Annotated in this window: 16 protein-coding genes and 1 pseudogene; 8 read left to right on the plus strand and 9 right to left on the minus strand. The window is 66.4% G+C overall.

Going from position 1 to position 19,494, the window contains the following annotated elements; genetic code table 11:
- Positions 1–162 precede the first annotated feature (162 nt).
- Together argH and AB4Y44_RS03915 are read right to left on the minus strand one after the other, a co-directional pair.
- The gene (argH, locus tag AB4Y44_RS03910) at positions 163–1,569 is read right to left on the minus strand and encodes an argininosuccinate lyase (protein ID WP_342920930.1); all 1,407 of its coding nucleotides are present in this window, start codon (positions 1,567–1,569) and stop codon (positions 163–165) included.
- 129 nt (positions 1,570–1,698) lie between these two features.
- Positions 1,699–2,529 carry a helix-turn-helix transcriptional regulator gene (locus AB4Y44_RS03915; protein WP_342920931.1) on the minus strand — a complete coding sequence of 277 codons (831 nt, stop codon included), beginning with the start codon at positions 2,527–2,529 and terminating at the stop codon, positions 1,699–1,701.
- A 200-nt stretch (positions 2,530–2,729) separates the two neighbouring features.
- On the opposite strand from AB4Y44_RS03915, the gene AB4Y44_RS03920 reads away from it, so the two are divergent.
- Positions 2,730–3,494 carry a class I SAM-dependent methyltransferase gene (locus AB4Y44_RS03920; RefSeq protein ID WP_368698763.1) on the plus strand — a complete coding sequence of 255 codons (765 nt, stop codon included), beginning with the start codon at positions 2,730–2,732 and terminating at the stop codon, positions 3,492–3,494.
- Between the two features lie 79 nt (positions 3,495–3,573).
- Here AB4Y44_RS03920 and ppc read toward each other — a convergent pair whose 3' ends face one another.
- Positions 3,574–6,648, minus strand: coding sequence for a phosphoenolpyruvate carboxylase (gene ppc, locus AB4Y44_RS03925; protein WP_368698764.1), 3,075 nt, complete (start codon positions 6,646–6,648; stop codon positions 3,574–3,576).
- Between the two features lie 471 nt (positions 6,649–7,119).
- On the opposite strand from ppc, the gene hemC reads away from it, so the two are divergent.
- The 3 genes from hemC to AB4Y44_RS03940 are packed head-to-tail and all read left to right on the plus strand — an operon-like array spanning position 7,120 to position 11,549.
- Positions 7,120–8,172: a hydroxymethylbilane synthase gene (gene hemC, locus AB4Y44_RS03930; protein ID WP_368698765.1), complete on the plus strand. Its 1,053-nt coding sequence runs from the start codon at positions 7,120–7,122 to the stop codon at positions 8,170–8,172.
- A complete protein-coding gene (gene hemDX, locus AB4Y44_RS03935) occupies positions 8,169–10,346 on the plus strand; it encodes a fused uroporphyrinogen-III synthase HemD/membrane protein HemX (protein WP_368698766.1) in 2,178 nt (725 codons plus the stop codon). Before hemC ends, hemDX begins: the two co-directional genes overlap by 4 nt.
- 3 nt (positions 10,347–10,349) lie before the next feature.
- Positions 10,350–11,549 (plus strand): heme biosynthesis protein HemY, encoded by a 1,200-nt coding sequence (locus AB4Y44_RS03940; protein ID WP_342920936.1) that lies wholly within the window; start codon positions 10,350–10,352, stop codon positions 11,547–11,549.
- Positions 11,550–11,636: 87 nt separating this feature from the next.
- On the opposite strand, the gene AB4Y44_RS03945 is transcribed toward AB4Y44_RS03940, so the two are convergent.
- The 3 genes from AB4Y44_RS03945 to AB4Y44_RS03955 all read right to left on the minus strand — a co-directional run bounded on the left by AB4Y44_RS03945 (position 11,637) and on the right by AB4Y44_RS03955 (position 15,346).
- Positions 11,637–12,956: an MFS transporter gene (locus tag AB4Y44_RS03945; RefSeq protein WP_342920937.1), complete on the minus strand. Its 1,320-nt coding sequence runs from the start codon at positions 12,954–12,956 to the stop codon at positions 11,637–11,639.
- 161 nt (positions 12,957–13,117) lie between these two features.
- On the minus strand, positions 13,118–13,876 hold the full coding sequence (locus tag AB4Y44_RS03950) for an SDR family oxidoreductase (protein ID WP_069265421.1): 759 nt from the start codon (positions 13,874–13,876) through the stop codon (positions 13,118–13,120).
- Between the two features lie 30 nt (positions 13,877–13,906).
- Complete coding sequence (locus tag AB4Y44_RS03955; protein WP_368698767.1) at positions 13,907–15,346, minus strand: aldehyde dehydrogenase family protein; 1,440 nt, start codon at positions 15,344–15,346, stop codon at positions 13,907–13,909.
- Between the two features lie 321 nt (positions 15,347–15,667).
- On the opposite strand from AB4Y44_RS03955, the gene ppa reads away from it, so the two are divergent.
- On the plus strand, positions 15,668–16,195 hold the full coding sequence (ppa, locus tag AB4Y44_RS03960) for an inorganic diphosphatase (RefSeq protein WP_069265419.1): 528 nt from the start codon (positions 15,668–15,670) through the stop codon (positions 16,193–16,195).
- A 376-nt stretch (positions 16,196–16,571) separates the two neighbouring features.
- Here ppa and AB4Y44_RS03965 read toward each other — a convergent pair whose 3' ends face one another.
- From AB4Y44_RS03965 to AB4Y44_RS03975, 3 genes are read right to left on the minus strand one after another with little or no spacing between them, the layout of a single operon-like run.
- The gene (locus AB4Y44_RS03965) at positions 16,572–16,940 is read right to left on the minus strand and encodes a calcium-binding protein (RefSeq protein WP_069265418.1); all 369 of its coding nucleotides are present in this window, start codon (positions 16,938–16,940) and stop codon (positions 16,572–16,574) included.
- A 31-nt stretch (positions 16,941–16,971) separates the two neighbouring features.
- Entirely contained in the window at positions 16,972–17,463 is a 492-nt protein-coding gene (locus AB4Y44_RS03970) for a hypothetical protein (RefSeq protein ID WP_368698768.1), read from the minus strand.
- 14 nt (positions 17,464–17,477) lie between these two features.
- Positions 17,478–17,606, minus strand: coding sequence for a transposase domain-containing protein (locus AB4Y44_RS03975; protein WP_368698821.1), 129 nt, complete (start codon positions 17,604–17,606; stop codon positions 17,478–17,480).
- A 76-nt stretch (positions 17,607–17,682) separates the two neighbouring features.
- On the opposite strand from AB4Y44_RS03975, the pseudogene AB4Y44_RS03980 reads away from it, so the two are divergent.
- The 3 genes and pseudogenes from AB4Y44_RS03980 to AB4Y44_RS03990 all read left to right on the plus strand — a co-directional run.
- Positions 17,683–17,882: pseudogene (locus AB4Y44_RS03980) on the plus strand (transposase domain-containing protein); the annotation flags it as partial.
- 698 nt (positions 17,883–18,580) lie between these two features.
- On the plus strand, positions 18,581–18,736 hold the full coding sequence (locus tag AB4Y44_RS03985; protein ID WP_342921078.1) for a Txe/YoeB family addiction module toxin: 156 nt from the start codon (positions 18,581–18,583) through the stop codon (positions 18,734–18,736).
- A gap of 26 nt (positions 18,737–18,762) precedes the next feature.
- Positions 18,763–19,209 carry a hypothetical protein gene (locus AB4Y44_RS03990; RefSeq protein ID WP_368698769.1) on the plus strand — a complete coding sequence of 149 codons (447 nt, stop codon included), beginning with the start codon at positions 18,763–18,765 and terminating at the stop codon, positions 19,207–19,209.
- The last annotated feature ends 285 nt before the right edge of the window (positions 19,210–19,494 follow it).

Genomic DNA, 19,494 nt, shown 5'->3' on the forward strand with positions numbered 1-19,494 from the left:
CACTTCCGCCATTTTGCTGCGGGTACAGCGCGCTGTCATGTGTGTCCTCAAGCGCCTGGTACACCTTGTACGCCGCCCAAAGACAAACCGGGCGCGCGACGTTGTCCGTCGCGCGCCCGGCCAGGCTTTGAGTGCGGGCGTTCTCCGCCCGCCATGCTGAGCTTACTTCAGAGCCGCGCGCGCCGCCGCGATGGCCGCACGCACCTGCTCGGGCGCGGTGCCGCCCGGGTGGTTGCGCGCCGAGACCGAGCCTTCGAGCGTCAGCACTGCGAACACGTCTTCGGAGAGCAGGTGCGAGACGGCCGGCAGTTCGCGGCGCATCTCGTCGAGCGTGAGGTCGGCGAGATCGCAGTTGCGGTCCACGCAGATACGCACCGCGTGCGCCACGGCTTCGTGCGCGTCGCGGAACGGCAGGCCCTTCTTGACGAGGTAGTCGGCCAGATCCGTGGCCGTGGAGAAGCCCTGCAGCGCAGCCGCGCGCATCGCCTGCTCCTTGACCGTGATGCCCGCGACCATCTCTGCGAAGATACGCAGCGTGTCCGCCACGGTATCGACAGTGTCGAACAGCGGCTCCTTGTCTTCCTGGTTGTCCTTGTTGTAGGCGAGCGGCTGGCCCTTCATGAGCGTGAGGAGCGCCATGAGATGGCCATTCACACGGCCGGTCTTGCCGCGCGCGAGTTCCGGCACATCCGGGTTTTTCTTCTGCGGCATGATCGACGAGCCCGTGCAGAAGCGGTCGGCCAGATCGATGAAACCCACGCGCGGGCTCATCCACAGCACGAGTTCTTCCGAGAAGCGCGAAACGTGCGTCATCACGAGCGCGGCCGCCGCCGTGAATTCGATGGCGAAGTCGCGATCGGACACGGCGTCGAGCGAGTTGGCGCAGATGCCGTCGAAGCCCAGCGTCTTCGCCACGGCGAAGCGGTCGATCGGATAGCTCGTGCCCGCGAGCGCCGCCGCGCCGAGCGGCAGACGGTTCACGCGCTTGCGGCAGTCCACCATGCGTTCGGCGTCGCGCGTGAACATTTCCACGTAGGCGAGCAGGTGATGGCCGAAGGTGACCGGCTGCGCCACTTGCAGGTGCGTGAAGCCCGGCATGATCGTGCCCGAGTGCTGTTCAGCCAGGTCGAGCAGCGCGCCGCGCAGGTCGCCGAGCAGGCCGCCGATGCGGTCGATCTCGCCGCGCAGCCACAGGCGGATGTCGGTCGCGACCTGGTCGTTGCGCGAGCGGCCCGTGTGCAGGCGCTTGCCCGCGTCGCCGATCAGGGCGGTCAGACGCGCTTCGATGTTCAGGTGCACGTCTTCGAGGTCGAGCAGCCATTCGAATTCGCCGCGCTCGATCTCGCCCTTGATCTTCGCCATGCCGCCCTGGATGGCGGCGAGGTCGTCGGCCGAGATGATCTTCTGCGCGGCCAGCATCGACGCGTGTGCGAGCGAGCCCTCGATATCGACGAGCGCGAGGCGCTTGTCGAAGAAGACCGACGACGTGTAGCGCTTGACCAGCTCCGACATGGGTTCGGAGAAGCGAGCCGACCAGGCTTCGCCTTTTTTGTGCAGTTGGGACGTCATGGTGATGGGGCGTGAACGAGCAAGCGGTGAGAAGGCGTGCCGCGCGGCGCATGGCGCCACGCACGGCGGGAAAGATCACGATTTTAACATTGGCGGTCTGCCACAACGCCGCCAGGCGGCCCGCGCCGCTCAGAGCCGCACCAGCACCACGAGCTTGAGATCTTCGCGGTGCGCGGGCTTGAAGGTGATCTGGTCGTAGGCGATGCGGCCGTGGCGCGGATGGTTGAATTCGCGCCGGCCGCCCTCGCGCTCGAACACGTCCTGCGAGGCCCAGAAGCGCGCGAACTCGTCGCTCGCGGCGATCAGCGAGTCGATCAGCGCGCGCGTGGGCGCGTCGTTCAGGTGGCGGATGGAGTCGGCGCGGAACTCGGCGGCCAGGCGCCGCGCGCGCGTTTCCCAGTCGACGATCAGCTCGCGCCCGAGCGGCTCGGTGAACGTGAAGCGCAGCAGGTTGCGGTCATGCTCGCCGTCGAGCCAGCCCGTGAAGAGGTCCGCCGCATGCGCATTCCAGGCGAGCGCGGTCCACTGGCGGTCGAGCACGTAGGCGGGGGCGTCCACGAGCTTGACCGTTTGCAGCAGCGTGGCGGGCGCGTCCGCGGCGGTGGCCGGATCGGGCTCGGCGGGGTCGCGCTGCGCGGCCAGCTCGAACAGATAGGCGCGCTCGGCGCGCGAGAGCCGCAGCGCGACGGCGATGCGCGCAAGCGCGTCCGCCGAGGCCGAAACGGGGCGGCCCTGCTCGATCCACGTGTACCAGGTCGGGCTCACCCCGCACAACTGCGCGACTTCTTCGCGGCGCAGGCCCGGCGTGCGGCGGCGCGGGCCCGGCGGCAGGCCGACCTCGGCCGGCGAAAGACGTTCGCGATGGGCGCGGATGAATTCGCCCAGCGCGCGGGCGGGCGTCGCGTCGAGGGTTTTGCCGGCGTTGGCGGGCGAAGCCGGGGAGGGCGTGTCGAGGCTCATGGGTGTGGGGCTAGTGGCGGCGATACCAGAATAATCGCTTAACTTGTACTGGTACAAAACGGCCTCTATTGTAGCGTCTGACGCGGCGACGGGCCGCCACGTCAACCCGCCCGGAGATTCCAAAAGCCGCGGCGCGTCGCGCTCGCCGCTTCGCGCCCCCACATCAAGCACCGCATAAGAACCCGCAAAAGGAGCATGCGATGAAGCATCACGATCAGGTCGCCGACGCCTTCGGCTCGACCGCCGCCGCCTACCTCACGAGCCAGGTCCACGCGAGCGGCGCGGATCTGGAGGACCTCGCTGCGACCTTCGCGGCCACCTGCGGCAATGCGACGGTGCTGGACATGGGCTGCGGCGCGGGCCACGCGAGCTTTGCCGTTGCGCCGCACGTGCGCGAAGTCGTGGCCTACGACATCGCCCCGCAGATGCTCGCCACGGTCGAGGCTGCCGCGAAGGAACGTGGCTTGACGAGCGTGCGCACGCAGCAGGGCGCGGCGGAAACGCTGCCGTTCGCCGACGCGAGCTTCAATTGGGCCGTGAGCCGCATGAGCGCGCACCACTGGCGCGACGTGCCGCAGGCGCTGGCCGAAGTGCACCGCGTGCTCAAGCCGGGCGGCCGGCTGAAGTTCATCGACATCGCCGGCGTCGACGATCCGCTTTACGACACGCATATTCAGGCGATCGAACTGTTGCGCGATGCGTCGCACATTCGCGACTACCGCGCCGACGAGTGGCTCGCGATGCTCGACGCCGCCGGCTTCGACGCGAAGGTGAGCGAGCGCTGGCGTATCGCGCTCGACTTCGATACGTGGGTCGCGCGCATGCGCACGCCCCCGGAGCGCGTGACGGCGATCCGCTCGATGTGGGAGCGCGCGCCCGATGAAGTGCGCCAATACTTCGATGTGCAGAGCGATTCGTCGTTCAAGCTCGACGCCCTGATGATCGAGGCGACGCGGCGCGATTGACACTCGCCAGAGGCAATAAAAAACGGCGTCGTGACCGCGGGGGCACGACGCCGTTTGCACATGCGCGCAGCGCGAACGCTCAACCCGTATTGCGCAGCCCCGCCGCAATCCCGTTGATCGTCAGATGAATACCGCGCCGCACGCGCGGGCTCGGGTCGCCGGCGCGATAGCGCTTGATCAGCTCCACCTGCAAGTGATTCAAGGGATCGAGATACGGGAAGCGGTTCTTGATCGAACGCGCGAGCAGCGGGTTGTCGGCGAGCCGTTCGGGGGCGCCCGTGATCTCCCCGAGCACCTTCGTCGTGCGCTCCCATTCGGCCACGATGCGCTCGAACACGAGCTTGCGCAGCTTCTTGTCCGCGACGAGCTGCGCGTAGCGCGAGGCCACCGCGAGGTCGGTCTTCGCGAGCGTCATGTCCATGTTCGAGAGCAGGTTCGAGAAGAACGGCCAGGTCTTGTACATCTTCTTGAACATCGCAAGACGGCGCGCGCGCTCGGCGTCGCTGCCCGCATCGTCGAGATACGAGGCGAGCGCGCTGCCGAAGCCGTACCAGCCCGTGAGCAGCAGGCGGCACTGGCCCCACGAGAAGCCCCACGGAATCGCGCGCAGATCGTCGATCTTGCGGTTCTTCGGGTCCTGCAGCTTGCGCGAGGCCGGGCGGCTGCCGATGTTCAGCTCGGCGATTTCCGTGATCGGCGTCGAGGCGAAGAAGTACTCGGTGAAGCCGGGCGTCTCGTAGACGAGCGCACGGTACGCGGCCATCGCGGCGTCGGAGAGCGATTGCATCGTCTCTTCGAATGCGGGCAGCTGATCGGGCGCGTTGCCCGCCCCGCCCATCGGCAGCAGCGTCGCTTCGAGCGTCGCGGCGATCACCGTTTCGAGGTTGCGGCGGCCGATCTCAGGATTGCCGAACTTGCTCGCGATGACTTCGCCCTGCTCGGTCAGGCGGATCTGGCCTTCCACCGTGCCCGGCGGCTGCGAGAGGATCGCGTTGTAGGTCGGGCCGCCGCCGCGGCCCACCGTGCCGCCGCGGCCGTGGAACAGACGCAGCGTGATGCCGCGCTGCTTGTACAGCGCGACGAGCGCCAGCTCAGCGCGGTACAGCTCCCAGTTCGAGGTGAGGAAGCCGCCGTCCTTGTTGCTGTCCGAGTAGCCGAGCATGATTTCCTGCTCGTTGCCCTGGTGCTCGACGATGCCGTCGATGCCCGGCAGCGCGAGCAGGTCGCGCATGATGCCCGGCGCGTGGCGCAGGTCGGGAATCGTCTCGAAGAGGGGGATCACCATCAGCGCGGCCTTCGCGGGGTCTTCCGCGTGGCCGAGGCGTCCGCTCATCAGGCCGGTTTCCTTCTGCAGCAGCATCACTTCGAGCAGGTCGGAAACCGTTTCGGTGTGCGAGATGATGTAGTTGCGCACCGCGCGCGCGCCGAACTTCTCGCGCGTCACGCGCGCCATTTCCAGCACACCCAGCTCGCTCTTCACGAGCTCGGAATAGTCGAGGTACGGCGAGCGCAGCGTGCGCGGATCGGCGAGCTGCGCGAGCAGCACGATCTGCTTGTCTTTTTCGGAAAGCGCCGCGTAGTCGGCCTCGACGCCGGCGCGCGCGAGCAGCTCCGTAATCACGGCTTCGTGGATGTCCGAGCTCTGGCGCAGATCGATCGAGGCGAGATGGAAGCCGAACACATCGACGGCGCGCATGAGCGGCGCAAGCCGCGTGGTGGCGAGCGACGCGCCGTGATGCTCGGCGAGCGAATCCATCAGGATATGCAGGTCGCGCGAGAACTCGTCCGCATCGGCATAGGGCTTGGCGCGCACGGGCGCGGCGTTGCGGCCCGCGCTGCGCACGGCCACCACGCCTTCGCCCAGCCGCACGCGAGCACTCGCGGCGAGGCGCGTATACACACCGATCAGCGCGCGGCGATACGGCTCGTCCACGCGGTGCGGCGACTGGTCGGGCGAGGCTTCGGCCAGCGCCTGCAGCTCCTCGCTTGCGCCCGCGAGCAGGTTCGACACCGAAAGCTCGGCGCCCAGGCGGTGCACTTCGTCGAGGTAGTGCTGCAGGATCACCTGCGCCTGGCGCTCGCTCGCCTCTTCGAGCGTGGCGGCGGTGACGTTCGGGTTGCCGTCGCGGTCGCCGCCGATCCAGCTGCCCATCTGGAAGAACGCCGGCAGGCGCGCCGAAAGACCGTGCTCCTTCAGCTGCGTTTCGATCTCGCTATAGAGCGCCGGGATCTCGGTGAGGAAGGTCGTGTGGTAATACGAAAGCGCGTTTTCGATTTCGTCGCCCACGGTCAGGCGCGAGTCGCGCAGCATGCGCGTTTGCCAGAGCGAGGTTACGCGCGCACGCAGGAGCGACTCGTTGTGCTCGAGCTCGCGATGCGTGAGCGGCTGGTCGCGCTCGGCGAGCAGGCGCGCGATGTCGTGCTGCGAGTCGAGTGTGCTCTTGCGCTGCACTTCCGTGGGGTGCGCGGTGAGCACGGGGACGATCAGCGCGTCGTTGAAGAACTGCTGGAGCACCGGCGTCGCGGCCGCGCCCGCCAGCGCGAGACGTTCGAGCGAATGCGCGATAGTGCCCGCCTGCGGCGCCGAGCCCGCGAGGTCGTGAATGCGGCGGCGGCGGTTGCGGTGGCGATCTTCAGCGATGTTCGCGAGATGCGAGAAGTAGCTGAATGCGCGCACGACCGTCACGGTCTCTTCGGGCGAGAGCGCGCGCAGCTGCTTTTCCAGCGCGAGCGCGTCGGCGTTGTCGTCCTCGCGGCGAAAGCGCACGGCGGTCTGACGAATGGATTCCACGACGTCGAACACGGCGTCGCCTTCCTGCTCGCGCAGCACTTCGCCGAGCAGGCGGCCCAGATAGCGGATGTCTTCGAAGAGCGGCTGGTCCTTGTCGTCGCGCGCGCGGCCATTGCGCGGCGCGCCGGAGGGCGTTTTCGGAGCCTTCGCCGCCTGCGCGGCCTTAGTCGCTTTTTCGGCCTTCGGCGTCTTCGCCGCCTTGACAGCCTCGGCGGCCGGTTTGGTCGTCGTGGATTTCGTGGTCTTCGTGGTCTTCGTCGTTTTCGCCGGTTTGGTGAACGGCGTGGCCGATGCGGCCTTCGAAGTTGCGTTCTGCGATGCGGTGTTGCGGCGCTCTGCGCGCGCCGAGCCTGAAGACTTCACGATGTTTTCCTTGAGGCTTGCCAGGATATGGGCAGGTTAGTCGGAGAACTGCCAACTGCATGGCCGCGGCGCGTGCCGGGCCGTGTACTGCGGGTGCAACCTGGAGAGGGTGGAAGGTGCCACCCTGCGCGAGCCGTGCGGATAGGGCAGAGACGGCGCGGCCCGCCAATGGCGGTGCACCGGGTGCAGGCCTTGCGGGAGAGTGCGCCGCTGCGAGGGCGGGCGCAAGCCGAAGCGGCGCCGCGGCGGTGGCCGGGGCCGCGCGGGCCGCGTATGTGCCAGTCGCATGCCAGACGCGCGCCAGTTTGCCTACGATGGGTACAGCAAGCGCCGCTGCAACGCCTGGGTCTCTTCCTTGCCGCCGCCCGCGCCTTGTCAGCCTGTCCCTGCGGGGAGGCGGTAAAAAGGGCGCGTGCTAACATTGCCTGTTATCCGATCCTGCTTTTCATCCCGTCATTCGATGTACTTGCCATGAACTCCGAGACGTTATCCGCGCCCATGCCCCGCACCCTGGTGATCGCTTCGCGGGAGAGCCGCCTCGCGATGTGGCAGGCCGAGCATGTGCAAGCTGCGCTGCACAAATTATATCCAGCCTGCGACGTGAAAATTGTTGGAATGACGACACGCGGCGATCAAATTCTCGACCGCACGCTCTCGAAGGTGGGTGGCAAGGGTCTGTTCGTGAAAGAACTGGAGCAGGCGCTCGCCGAGGGCCGCGCCGATCTCGCCGTGCACTCGCTCAAGGACGTGCCGATGGAGTTGCCCGAAGGCTTCACGCTCGCGGCCATCATGGAGCGCGAGGACCCGCGCGACGCGTTCGTCTCCAACGACTACGACTCGCTCGCCGCGTTGCCGGCGGGCAGCGTGGTGGGCACGTCGAGCCTGCGCCGCGAGTCGATGATCCGCGCGCGCTATCCGCACCTCGACGTCAAGCCGTTGCGCGGCAATCTCGACACGCGCCTCGCCAAGCTCGACCGCGGCGATTACGCGGCCATCATTCTCGCGGCTGCGGGCTTGAAGCGCCTTGGCCTCGGCGCGCGTATCCGCGCGCTCATCGAGCCCGAAGACAGCCTGCCGGCGGCGGGCCAGGGCGCGCTCGGCATCGAGATCCGCGCGGATCGCGCCGATATCGCCGCATGGCTCGCGCCGCTGCACGACGACGCCACCGCGAAGGCCGTCGAAGCCGAACGCATGGTTTCGCGCGCACTGGGCGGCAGCTGCACGGTGCCGCTCGCGGCCTATGCGCAGTGGCACGACGGCAAGCTTGCGCTGCGCGGCACGATCGCCACGCCCGACGCGAACCGTGTGCTCGCCGCGCAGGAGGCCAGCGCCGTGTCCACGCTCGACGATGCCATGGCGCTCGGCCGCCGCGTTGCCGACGACCTCATCGCGCAGGGCGCGCTCGAGATCGTGCGCGCACTCGCAGACGCGGCGCAGGCCGCTGAGGGCCCGAATACGGCGCCCGCCAGCGGCGCCGCCGCCCACAACCCAACCGGCACGGGCGAAGGCCCGGCCTCCAGATGATGGCCGGCCCCAGGCACCCGTACGGCAACCCCAGCCAGCCCGACGACTGGGGCGGTCCGGGCGACGCCTCCGCCGGCGCGAAGCGCGCGTCGACGGCAAGCGGCGATAACAGCAACGGTGGCAATGGTGACGGTAAGCCATTCACCGTCGTGATTACCCGGCCGGCCGGTCAGTCGGATGGTCTCGCCGGGCAACTCGCGCAGCACGGCATGCGCACGCTCGACTTCCCGCTCATCGCCATTGCGCCCGTGACTGACGAAGCGCCGCTGCGCGCCGCGCTCGGGGCGCTCGAACGCTATGCGCTCGTCGTGTTCGTTTCGCCGAACGCCGTCGATCGCGCGTTCGCGTGCTATGCCTCGGTCTCGTCGATCTGGCCGCCCGCGCTGCCCGTGGCCGTGGTCGGCCCGGCGAGCGTGGCCGCGCTCGAGCGGCACGGCGTGGCGGCACCCGACCATCGCGTGGTGAGCCCCGCGGGCGCGGGGGACGAAGAGCCTGCGCGTTTCGATTCGGAGTCGCTCTACGCGGCGCTCGAAAAGGCCTTCGGCGTGGACGCCTTCGCGGGCAAATGCGTCCTGATCGTGCGCGGCGACGGCGGACGCGAGTGGCTCGCCGAGCGTCTGCGCGAAGCGGGCGCCGAAGTCGAGACCGTGGCGGCCTACCGCCGCATCGTGCCCGAACCGCCGATCGCCGCCTGGACCCAGGTGCACGCGCTGCTCGAAGGCGCGCCGCACGCGTGGCTCGTCACGAGCTCCGAAGGCGTGCGCAACCTGGACGAACTCGCGCGCGAGCACCTCACGGCGGGCGAGATCGTCGAGCTGCGTCATGCGCCGCTCGTCGCGCCGCACCCGCGGATCGCCGAGACGGCGCGCTCAATGGGTTTTGATAGGATTACGGTGCCCGGCGCGGGCGACGAACGCATCGTCGAGACGCTGCTAGGCCTCGCTTCTTCCGTTGTTCAACCGGTTCAGAACACTCCGGCCCAGGCGCCGGCCAACCCACGCATGACAGATTCGAACAACTCAAGCAGCACAGCTAACCAGGGCGCCGTCGCGACGGGCGCGTCGGCATCGGGCAGCGCATCGGCGCGGCCTTCGTATGCTTCGTCGGGCGCGGGCTCTTCCGCGCCGCTGACGCCGCCGCCGGGCGCAGGCAACGGGCGGCGCGGCGCGGGCTCGGCGCTGCTGTGGCTCGTCCTGGTGCTGGTCGCGGCGGGCTCGGGCGCAGGCGGCTATTTCCTCAATCGCAAGGTCGACAACCTCGGCATGCAGGCCATTCAACGCCAGCAGGCGAGCGAGCAGCAGACCGCCGCGCTGCGTGCGCGCGCCGACCAGGCCGTTGCGGGCGCACAGCAGATCGACAAGCAGATCGCCCAGCTCGAAGGCAAGATCGCCGACGCGCAGAATTCGCAGCAGGCGCTCGCGCAGCAATACGCCGATCTGTCGAAGAGCCGCGACGACTGGACGCTCGCCGAAGTCGGCCAGATGCTGTCGAGCGCGAGCGAACAGCTCCAGCTCACGGGCAACACGCAGCTCGCGCTGTTCGCGCTGCAAAGTGCCGACACGCGCCTCGCCGCCTCGGACAACGCGCAGGCCATCGCCGTGCGCAAGGCGATCGCGCAGGACATCGACAAGCTCAAGGCCGCGCCGTCCACGGACCTCACGGGTCTCGCCATCAAGCTCGACACCGCGCTCGGCCAGATCGACTCGCTGCCGCTTTCGGGCGAGGCGATCGTCGCGCATACGAAGCCCGAGGCTGCGCAGCCTGCCGATATCGCCCAGGTCGCAGCGGCGACCAGGCAGCCGAAATGGAGGGTGTGGATCAACACCTTCGTCGACGGCGTGGGCAAGCAGATCGCGAGCCTCGTGCAGGTGCGCCGCATCGACAACGCGGATGCCATGCTGGTGTCGCCCGATCAAGGCTACTTCGTGCGTGAGAACCTGAAGCTGCGTCTGCTGTCGGCGCGCCTCTCGCTGCTCTCGCGCAACCAGGAAACGCTCAAATCCGACCTCGCGGCCGCCGACGCCACGCTCGCACGCTACTTCGACGGCGCGTCGAAAGACACGCAAACCGTGCGCGGGCTGCTCAAGGAAGTGAACGACGGCTCGGCCGCCGTTGCGCTGCCCACGCTCGATACGAGCCTGAAGGCGATCCAGCAATACCGGAGCCGGGGGTAAGACATGGCGATCCGTGGACTCCTCTGGCTCGCGCTGCTCTTCGCGATTGCCGTCGCGCTCGCGACCGTCGGGCGCTTCGACACCGGGCAGGTGCTGCTCGTCTATCCGCCGTATCGCGTGGACGTCTCGCTCAACCTGTTCGTGGTCGGCATCGTGGTGGCGTTCCTGCTGCTGTACGCGATCCTGCGATTCGCGCGCAACATCGTGACGATGCCGCGCCGCGTGGCCGCCTACCGCGCGCGCATGCGCGCCGAGAAGGCGCACGCCGCACTGCGCGACGCCGTGGGCAATCTCTACGCGGGCCGCTTCTCGCGCGCCGAGAAAGCCGCCCGCGATTCGCTCGCCGACGCGAAGAATACGAGCGCCGCGGGCCTGATCGCCGCGACGGCCGCGCATCGTCTGCATGAATACGCGCGCCGCGACGAATGGCTCACCCAGGTCGACGACCCCGACCTCCAGGAAGCGCGCCTCATGGCCACCGCCGACATGCGCGCCGACGGCCGCGACGCCGATGGCGCGCTCGCTGCACTCACCGAGATGCGCACGCAGGGCGGCCGCCGCATCCACGCGCAACAGATCGCACTGCGCGCGCAGCAGCAGCTCAAGAACTGGAGCGAAGTGCTCAAGCTCGTGAAGACGCTGGAAAAGCGCGAGGCGTTGCACCCGGCCGTGGCCGTGCGCCTGCGCCAGCTCGCGGCGGAAAATCTGCTGCGCGACCGTCGTCACAACGCCGATGCGCTGCTCGAGCTGTGGCAGTCGCTCTCGAACGTCGAGCGTCACTCGCCGCGTCTCGCCGACTGCGCCGCCGAACTGCTGATCGCGCTCGATCGCCAGGCCGACGCACGCAAGATCGTCGAGGAAGCGCTCGCGCAGAACTGGGACGCGCGTTTGCTGCGCCGCTATCCGGATACCGCAGGCAGCGACGCGCTACCGCTCATCCAGAAGGCCGAGGCGTGGCGCAAGGAGCGTCCCGAGGACGGCGACCTGCTGTTCGCGCTGGGCCGTCTGTGCCTGAAGCAGCAACTGTGGGGCAAGGCGCAGTCGTTCCTCGAAGCCGCCCTCAAGTCCGCCGACGCCACGCAGAACGAGCCGCTCAAGATCCGCTCGCATCGCGCGCTCGCGCGCCTGCACGAGCAGCTCGGCGACGGCGAGAAGGCGGCGTCGCACTACCGCGAAAGCGCACTGTCGATGAACGTGGTGTAAAGCAGCCCGCCGCGAATCCGAAGCCGCAACGAAAACGGCCGCCTGCAAAACAGGCGGCCGTTTGTTTTGGCTGAAGCCGTGAGGCGTCTAGCGGTTCACGAGCTTCGCCGGTGCGGAGAGCGCGAGCAAACCGCCGAGGATCATGAACGCCGCGAGCATGTACATGCCTGAGTCGTTGGCCTTGGTGGCCTCTTTGAGCCAGCCCACCGCATACGGGCTCAGGAAGCCCGCGAGGTTGCCGATCGAGTTGATGAGCGCGATGCCGGCCGCCGCGCCCGTGCCCGCGAGCCAGGCCGTGGGCAGGCTCCAGAACAGCGGGAGCGTCGTGAGAATGCCCATGGTCGCAATGGTGAGCGCCGTCATGGCGAGCGTGGTGTCGTGCGCCCACGTGACAGACAGCACGAGGCCGAGCGCGCCGATGGCGGCCGGCACGGCGATGTGCCAGCGGCGCTCGCGCGTGCGGTCGGCGCTCTTCGCCACCAGCACCATGCCGACCACGGCCGCGGCGAACGGAATCGCCGAAAGCAGGCCGATCGTGAGCGCGTCTTTCACGCCCGTCGCCTTGATGATGGTGGGCAGCCAGAAGCTTACGCCGTAGAGGCCCATCACGAACGAGAAGTAGGTGAGGCTCATCACCAGCACGCGTGCGCTCGTGAGCACGGTCATGATCGGCGGGTCTTCCTTGGTGGCATCTTCAGCGGCGATGTTGCGTTCGAGCAGCGCGCGCTCTTCTTCGGTGAGCCACTTCGCCCGGCCGATGCGGTCGTCGAGCACGAAGAACACCAGCACGCCGACGATCACCGAAGGCAGCCCTTCGAGCAGAAACAGCCACTGCCAGCCTTGCCAGCCGTTCGCGCCGTCGAAGGACTTGAGAATCCAGCCCGACACCGGACCGCCGATCACGCCCGACAGCGCGATGGCCGTCATGAACCACGTGGTCATGCGCCCGCGGCGGTGCGCCGGATACCAGTAGGTGAGATAGAGGATGATGCCGGGGAAGAAGCCCGCCTCGCACAGGCCGAGCAGAAAGCGCATCACGTAGAACATGGTCGGCGTGGTGACGAACATCGTCAGGATGGAGACGAGGCCCCACGTGACCATGATGCGCGCGATCCACACGCGCGCGCCCACGCGATGCAGGATGATATTGCTTGGCACTTCGAACAGAAAGTAGCCGACGAAGAAAATGCCTGCGCCGAAGCCATATACCGCATCGGAGAGATTGAGCGCTGAACTCATCTGCAGCTTGGCGAAACCCACGTTGACGCGGTCCAGATACGCGACCACGTAACACAGCATGAGAAGCGGAATGAGGCGCCACGCGACTTTGCGGTACGTGGCTTCTTCGAAGGCGGAGGGCGGGGCGCCCGCTCCCGCTTGCGGCAGATGATTCGCTGGACTGGCCATGGTGTCTCCTTAGCGATCTTGCTCGTTGGCGTGTTTGTTGTATTGCCACCTTGATATGGCGGGTATTCGACGCGAAAGCACGATCATTCTATACGCGCCGCCGTGGCGCGACGGCGCGTATCTGTCGGGGAAAACACCGATCGGTCAGCTGGCGGGCGCAACTACACGCAGCGCCCGCCATCCACTTCGATGCAGGTGCCCGTGATGAACGCCGCCTCGTCCGAGGCGAGATAGAGACACGCGTTGGCCACGTCCTGCGGCGTCGAAAAGCGCCCGAGCGGAATGGTCGCGACGAAGCGCTGGCGGTTCTCGGGCGTGTCGGGCACGCCCATGAACTCGGCCGTGAGCCCCGTATCGCCGATCACGGGATTCACGCAGTTCACGCGGATCTGGTCGGGGCCCAGCTCGGCGGCAAGCGCCTTGCTGGCCACGATCATCGCGCCCTTGCTGCCGTTGTACCAGACGAGCCCGGGCCGGGGCCGGATGCCGGCCGTCGATGCGATATTGACGAACGCGCCGCCGCCGCGCTCGCGAAAGTGCGGCACGAACGCGCGCACGCTCCAGTAGAGGCCCTTCACGTTGACCGCGTACACGCGGTCGAACTCCGCTTCGCTCACTTCGAGCACGGGCTTGTTACGATGCGTGGTGCCCGCGTTGTTGACGACGATCTGCACGCTGCCGAAGTCTTCGATGGCCGCTTCGCGCAGCGCGTGCCAGTCGGCTTCGCGCGTGATGTCGCCTTGCACGGCGATGGCCTTGCCGCCTGCGAGCGCGATCTCGCTCGCCACGCGCTCGGCGGCGTCACCGTTCAGATCGTTGATGACGACGTTCGCGCCTTCGCGCGCATAGGTCCTGGCGATCCCTTCGCCGAAGCCCGAGCCGCCGCCCGTCACGACGGCCGTCTTGCCTTTGAGTCGCATGGTGTCTCCGTTTATGTTTATCGACATGATTCAGCCGTGCCGGATCGCGATGGTCTTGAGCACCGTGAAGCCATAGAGTGCTTCGAAGCCTTTTTCGCGCCCGTGTCCCGAATGCCGCGTGCCGCCGAACGGCAATTCGACGCCGCCGCCCGCGCCGTAGTTGTTGACGAACACCTGGCCCGCGCGCACGCGCCGGGCAAGACGCATCTGGCGCGCGCCGTCGCGTGTCCAGATGCCGGCGACGAGGCCATAAGGCGTGCCGTTGGCGAGCGCGAGCGCTTCTTCCTCGCTCTCGAACGGCATGGCCGCGAGCACCGGGCCGAATACTTCCTCCTGGGCGAGGCGGCTTTGCGGCGGCACGTCGCGCAGGAGCGTCGGGACTTCGTAGAAGCCGCCGCTCGGCGCATCGGCTTCGAGCCTGCCGCTTGCCGCCGTGGCGATGCGGCTCGCGGCCGCTTCGTCGAGAAAGCCTCGCACGCGCTGGCGCTGCTTCTCGTTGATGAGGGGGCCGCAGTCGAGATCGGCAGTGGCCGGGCCCACGCGCAACTTGCCAAACGAGGCGGCGAGGCGGTCGATGAGCGGCTCGTAGGCGCTGCGCTCGATCAGCACGCGGCTGCCCGCCGAACAGGTCTGCCCGGCGTTCTGCACGATCGCGGCGACGAGCACGGGCAGCGCGGCGTCGAAATCGGCATCGGCGAAGACGATTTGCGGCGACTTGCCGCCCAGTTCGAGCGTGACGGGCACGTGGTATTCGGCGGCCATCTGTGCGACGAGCTTGCCCGTTTGCGGCGAGCCCGTGAACGAGATGTGGTCGATGCCGGAATGCGCGCTGAGCGCCGCGCCCGCCTCATGCCCGAGCCCCGTGACAATGTTGAGCGCGCCCGCGGGCAGACCGGCTTCGCGCGCGAGTTCGGCCACGCGCAGCAGCGACACGCAGGCGTCCTCGGCGGGCTTCACCACGCACGCGTTGCCGGTGGCGAGCGCCGCGCCCACGCTGCGGCCGAAGATCTGCATCGGGTAGTTCCAGGGCACGATGTGGCCCGTCACGCCGTGCGGCTCGCGCACCGTGAGCACCGTGTAGCCGGCCTGGTAGGGCAGCGTTTCGCCGTGCAGCTTGTCGGCGGCGCCGGCGTAGAACTCGAAATAGCGCGCGAGCGCGGCGGCGTCGGCGCGCGCCTGCTTGAGCGGCTTGCCGGTGTCGCGCGCTTCGAGTTGCGCGAGTTCCTCCTGGTGCTGGCTGACCAGGCCCGAGAGCGCGAACAGCAGTCGCCCGCGCTCGGCGGCGCTCAGTGCGCCCCAGGCGCCCTCGAAGGCTTTGCGTGCAGCCGTGACGGCCGAGTCGATGTCGGCTGCATTGCCGCGCGCGAGCTGCACGAAGGGCTGGCCGGTGGAGGGATCGATCGCGGCGAGCGTCTCGCCGCTGGCGGGCGATTGCCACTCGCCGCCGATGAAGTGCTTCGCTTCTTCCATGCATGCGCCTCGTAAATAGGGAGTGAAGCGGGGGTGAAACGAGGGAGGGGAAACGCAAAACGGGAAACGTCGCCGAAACGTGCCTCGGATCGCCAGATGGCGGGCCGCGCCGGCAGATCGATTATCGCGCCAATTGCGGGCGCTACGCGCGGCAATTCAGCAGGCGCTTCATCTGCGTGCGGGAAAGCCCTGGGCCGAAGTCCCGGCCGCCCTGGCCGATTGGCTATAATGGCGTCCATCCTCCAACGTCCGCGACGTTCGGTTCCGCGCCGTTTTTCCGCGCGAGCCGTCGATTTTTCCCCTTCTCAACAGAGAGCGCTCATGAGCTTTGCAAATGTCCCCGCCGGCAAGGATCTGCCGCAAGACTTCAACGTGATCATCGAGATTCCCGCGCAAAGCGATCCGGTGAAATACGAAGCCGACAAGGACCTGGGCCTGCTCGTCGTCGACCGTTTCGTCGGCACGGGCATGCGCTATCCCGTGAACTACGGCTTCATTCCGCAGACGCTCTCCGGCGACGGCGACCCGGTCGACGTGCTCGTGATCACGCCGTTCCCGCTGCTGGCAGGTTCGGTCGTGCGCTCGCGCGCACTCGGCATGCTGCAGATGACCGACGAGTCGGGCGTCGACGCGAAGCTGATCGCGGTCCCGCATGACAAGGTCTGCCCGATGACGGCCAACCTCAAGTCGCTCGACGACGTGCCCGAGTACCTGAAGGACCAGATCAAGCACTTCTTCGAGAACTACAAGGCGCTCGAAAAGGGCAAGTGGGTCAAGGTCGAAGGCTGGGTCGGCATCGAAGCCGCCCACAAGGAAATCACCGACGGCGTGGCGAACTTCAAGAAGTAGACCAGCGTAATCAGGAAACGAAAGTTTCCGATGAGGCGCCCCCTTTGGGGGCGCTTTTTTTACGCCTACGAATTTGCGAGGCTTTTCACATTGCTCGGTCGGGTTTGACTCCGCAGTTTTTCTTGCTTGGACAAGCCGGCGTAGCTGGCGCGTCAGGAGCTCAAGTATGTGCAACTCCGGTACCGCCCTCGGGGCGGCTGTCCACACCCTTGCGGTGTGGGCAGCGGAGTTGTGCACACGGGGAACCGGCGATGCGAATGGAAAACAGGTGGCCGGAATCAGATGCGGCTATCCGAAACGCTCCGGGAAGCGGAAAGCGCACTGCTGGCCGAGTTTGAAAGGTATCCGTCTGCGCAACCCGCCAGAAGTCTGAACCTCAGAACGCGTAACCTTGATCGTGCCAGTAATGCCAGTCCGCGACTGCCACCTGTGTTGACTTATCGCTGTTCAACGAAACAAGCTGGGCCAGCGGTGCCACAACGTCTCGTTCGCCCCACCGGGCCCAGACGAAGATGCCAACCCGACACAGGTCTTCATGAGCGAGCGCGGTGACCGAGACCTGTTCACCTGCGGGCAGCGGCGAAGAGGCCATCGCCTTGCGAACATTGGCCTGGAATGGGAACGAGAGGTGTTCTTCCAGGTAGTAGTACCACGACAGCGCACGCTCTTCCTCGGTATACGCGTCGACGACGACTTCCATCTCGATGCGATGTTCACGTTCCGCGTTGGGTTTGGTCCTGGCCATGACGTCGTGCGGTATTCGGTATTGACTCGGCTTACAGATCGACGATATGCCGCAGCAGGCCGTAGGAAACGCGCCAGTGCCCCTCCGAGCCTGTTACCGCGATCGAGGCGGTTTTCGCGTTCAGTCTGACGATGATGCCAAAGCGCTCGTTCAGGTGCGTGTCGGTGAACCCGACCGTGTCGCCGATGGCGAACTCTTCGCGTTTTGCGCGCGGCGGCGGTGGCGGCTCAGGATGAACAACTGGGGCAGTCCTGTCGGGAACGATCGCCGCGTAGGGAATCGCCCAGTGGCGCCGACTGCGGCTGTCCTGAACGACCGCCTGTGTGTGCCGAAGCTCAACGATGGTGCCTTGCGATAGCGGTTCCAGTGGATTCTCGCCGACGTAGTCGACGCTCATCCCGAGGTGCAGCCGCTGCCGCACTTCCAGGATCCGTCTGGGGTCGTCAAGCATTTTGCCGATCGCGAGATAGAGGCGGTAGAGTTCGGCGCTGGGCGCCTGTCGAAGTGTTTCGAGAATGTCCATGAATCGAGGGGCGTTTAACGGGCAAGCGGCAGCAGTTCGTGCACCCGACTGGCTGGATATGACGGCAATTTCTCGAGTGTGTTCTTGAGCCACGCATAGGGCTCGACGTGGTCCAGGCGGGCCGTACCGAGCAGTGAGTACATCGTGGCGGCCGCCTTCGCTCCGCGCGGCGAAGCTGCAAATAACGAGTTCTTGCGGTTATAGAAGGCCTTCTGTAAGCGTCGCGGCTGGCTGTTCGCGGACACTGTCGGCGGCGCGACTGCGAGCGCCAATCTTACTCTCTCGTCGAAACCTGCAAAGCCTGTCGAATCGATCCGTACCGTTACCTCACCTTGCTGTTCCAGCAATTGCCTCTGGCAAAGACTGTCGACGACTACGCTGCGCTGCTTGCCAGGGGCATGTCAGCTCAGCCCGGATGAGTTATAGATTTGCTCGCAGGAAGTCCACGACCTCCTGGTCGATCTGGCGATGAATCTCCACGCGATTGATCCGCGGCGCATCCCGGCAGATCAGGGTCACACTGGCTGCGACCGAGGCCGGACAGGGATCAATGAAAACGAAGTGGTTGCCTGGCACGATGTGGACTGCAGGCGGTGTGGGCAAGCCTGACACGACGGCAACAGAGTTTCTTGTAGAACCAAGATAGCTGTCGTCCTGCGGTCGATAGAGCATCGTCGGTATACGCACAGCGGACAAGCCATGCGCCTCAAACATCATCGCCAGCGGATCCATCAGCACCAGGGCCTTCATGCGGCGGTCAACGGGCGGTTGCCAAGCGACCAGTTCAGCGGGGACGGCCGCTTTACCTTGGGCGCCGTTCGTACCATTGCTGGATGCTGAACGCGGACATGATCCCGAATCATCATGGTTCGCGCAGTACGCACTGGCGTATGCAAAGTCGGGTTTCGCTCCCGCTAGAATCAGCGCAGTGTAGCCACCCGCCGAGTATCCGATCATGCCAATTCTGCCGACATCGGCGCTTGCTGAAAACCGTGGATCTGCGAGAACTGCATTGAGCGCGGCTTCTGCCTGTCGGGGACGATCAATCAGAATCTGGGCTTGGGACGGCGCCCGGGGATAGCCTGAAGCATCTCCAACGTGCGTCGGCAACACGACGATAAATCCGGCGCGAGCCAAAGCGGTAGCCAGGCCTGAGCCACTGAAGGAAAGCCTGGCTGGTTTTTGGTCGCGCCGCATTGATGAAACGAATCGTTTGGTCTACGAAGTAGCAAACACGCAAATCAATATCGTTTCGTGCCGCTACCACTACTGATGGTCAACACCAAGGAAAATCGCACCATGACCGCAGAACAGGAGAGGCACGACGAATTCGTTGTGTTTTGTTCAGGTGAATATAACGCGAGCTTTCGGCTCACGCTGGACGTTGACGGGGGAATTCGCTCCAGCGCGGCCCTTGTTTCGTTGAACAGAGAACTCGACAAGCCGCTCGGCCAGGTCAAGCTGGGCGTCCGCGCTCTCACCTTCACCCTGCATCAAGACGGCTATCCCGTCGAATACAGTGCTCAAGGCGAGTCATGGTCTCCAGTCCTGGAGCCGAAATTTGACGCCATGAGTCATGACGGCGCACTGGTTCTCGACGTCCGCAAGGCGCAAGAACCCGGTGAGCCTCATCGTTCTGCAGCTGGGTCTCTCTCTCTCTCTCTCACCCGCAGGCCTTGGGCAGCAGTTATGTGCGTCGATGCCAGCGCTGCCGCAGTAAACGGCGCCGTCGCCGTGAGCACGTAAATTGGACGACTGCTGAGGTTTCGAAACCGGTCTGGCGTCTTGTGCTTCTGGGCTGAGGTCGCTCCACATGATTCCTGCGCGACCATATGAACAGGCGCGGGTGACCTTCCAGACGGATGGGTGGACGGCCGACCAGTCCAGCGAACCGCTAATTCCCAGGCCGGATTCGAACACTACCGTCGGAGAGCCATTGCCAGTGCAGTTGAGCTGTATGCGCCGCTCGCCGATGTTCACCATCTCACCCGGCGGTTGCCCACTCCGTTGCCAGAAGAGATGACGTACCGC

Origin of the sequence: Paraburkholderia sp. BR10937 (assembly GCF_040965695.1) — a bacterium.
In the GTDB taxonomy this organism is placed as follows: domain Bacteria; phylum Pseudomonadota; class Gammaproteobacteria; order Burkholderiales; family Burkholderiaceae; genus Paraburkholderia.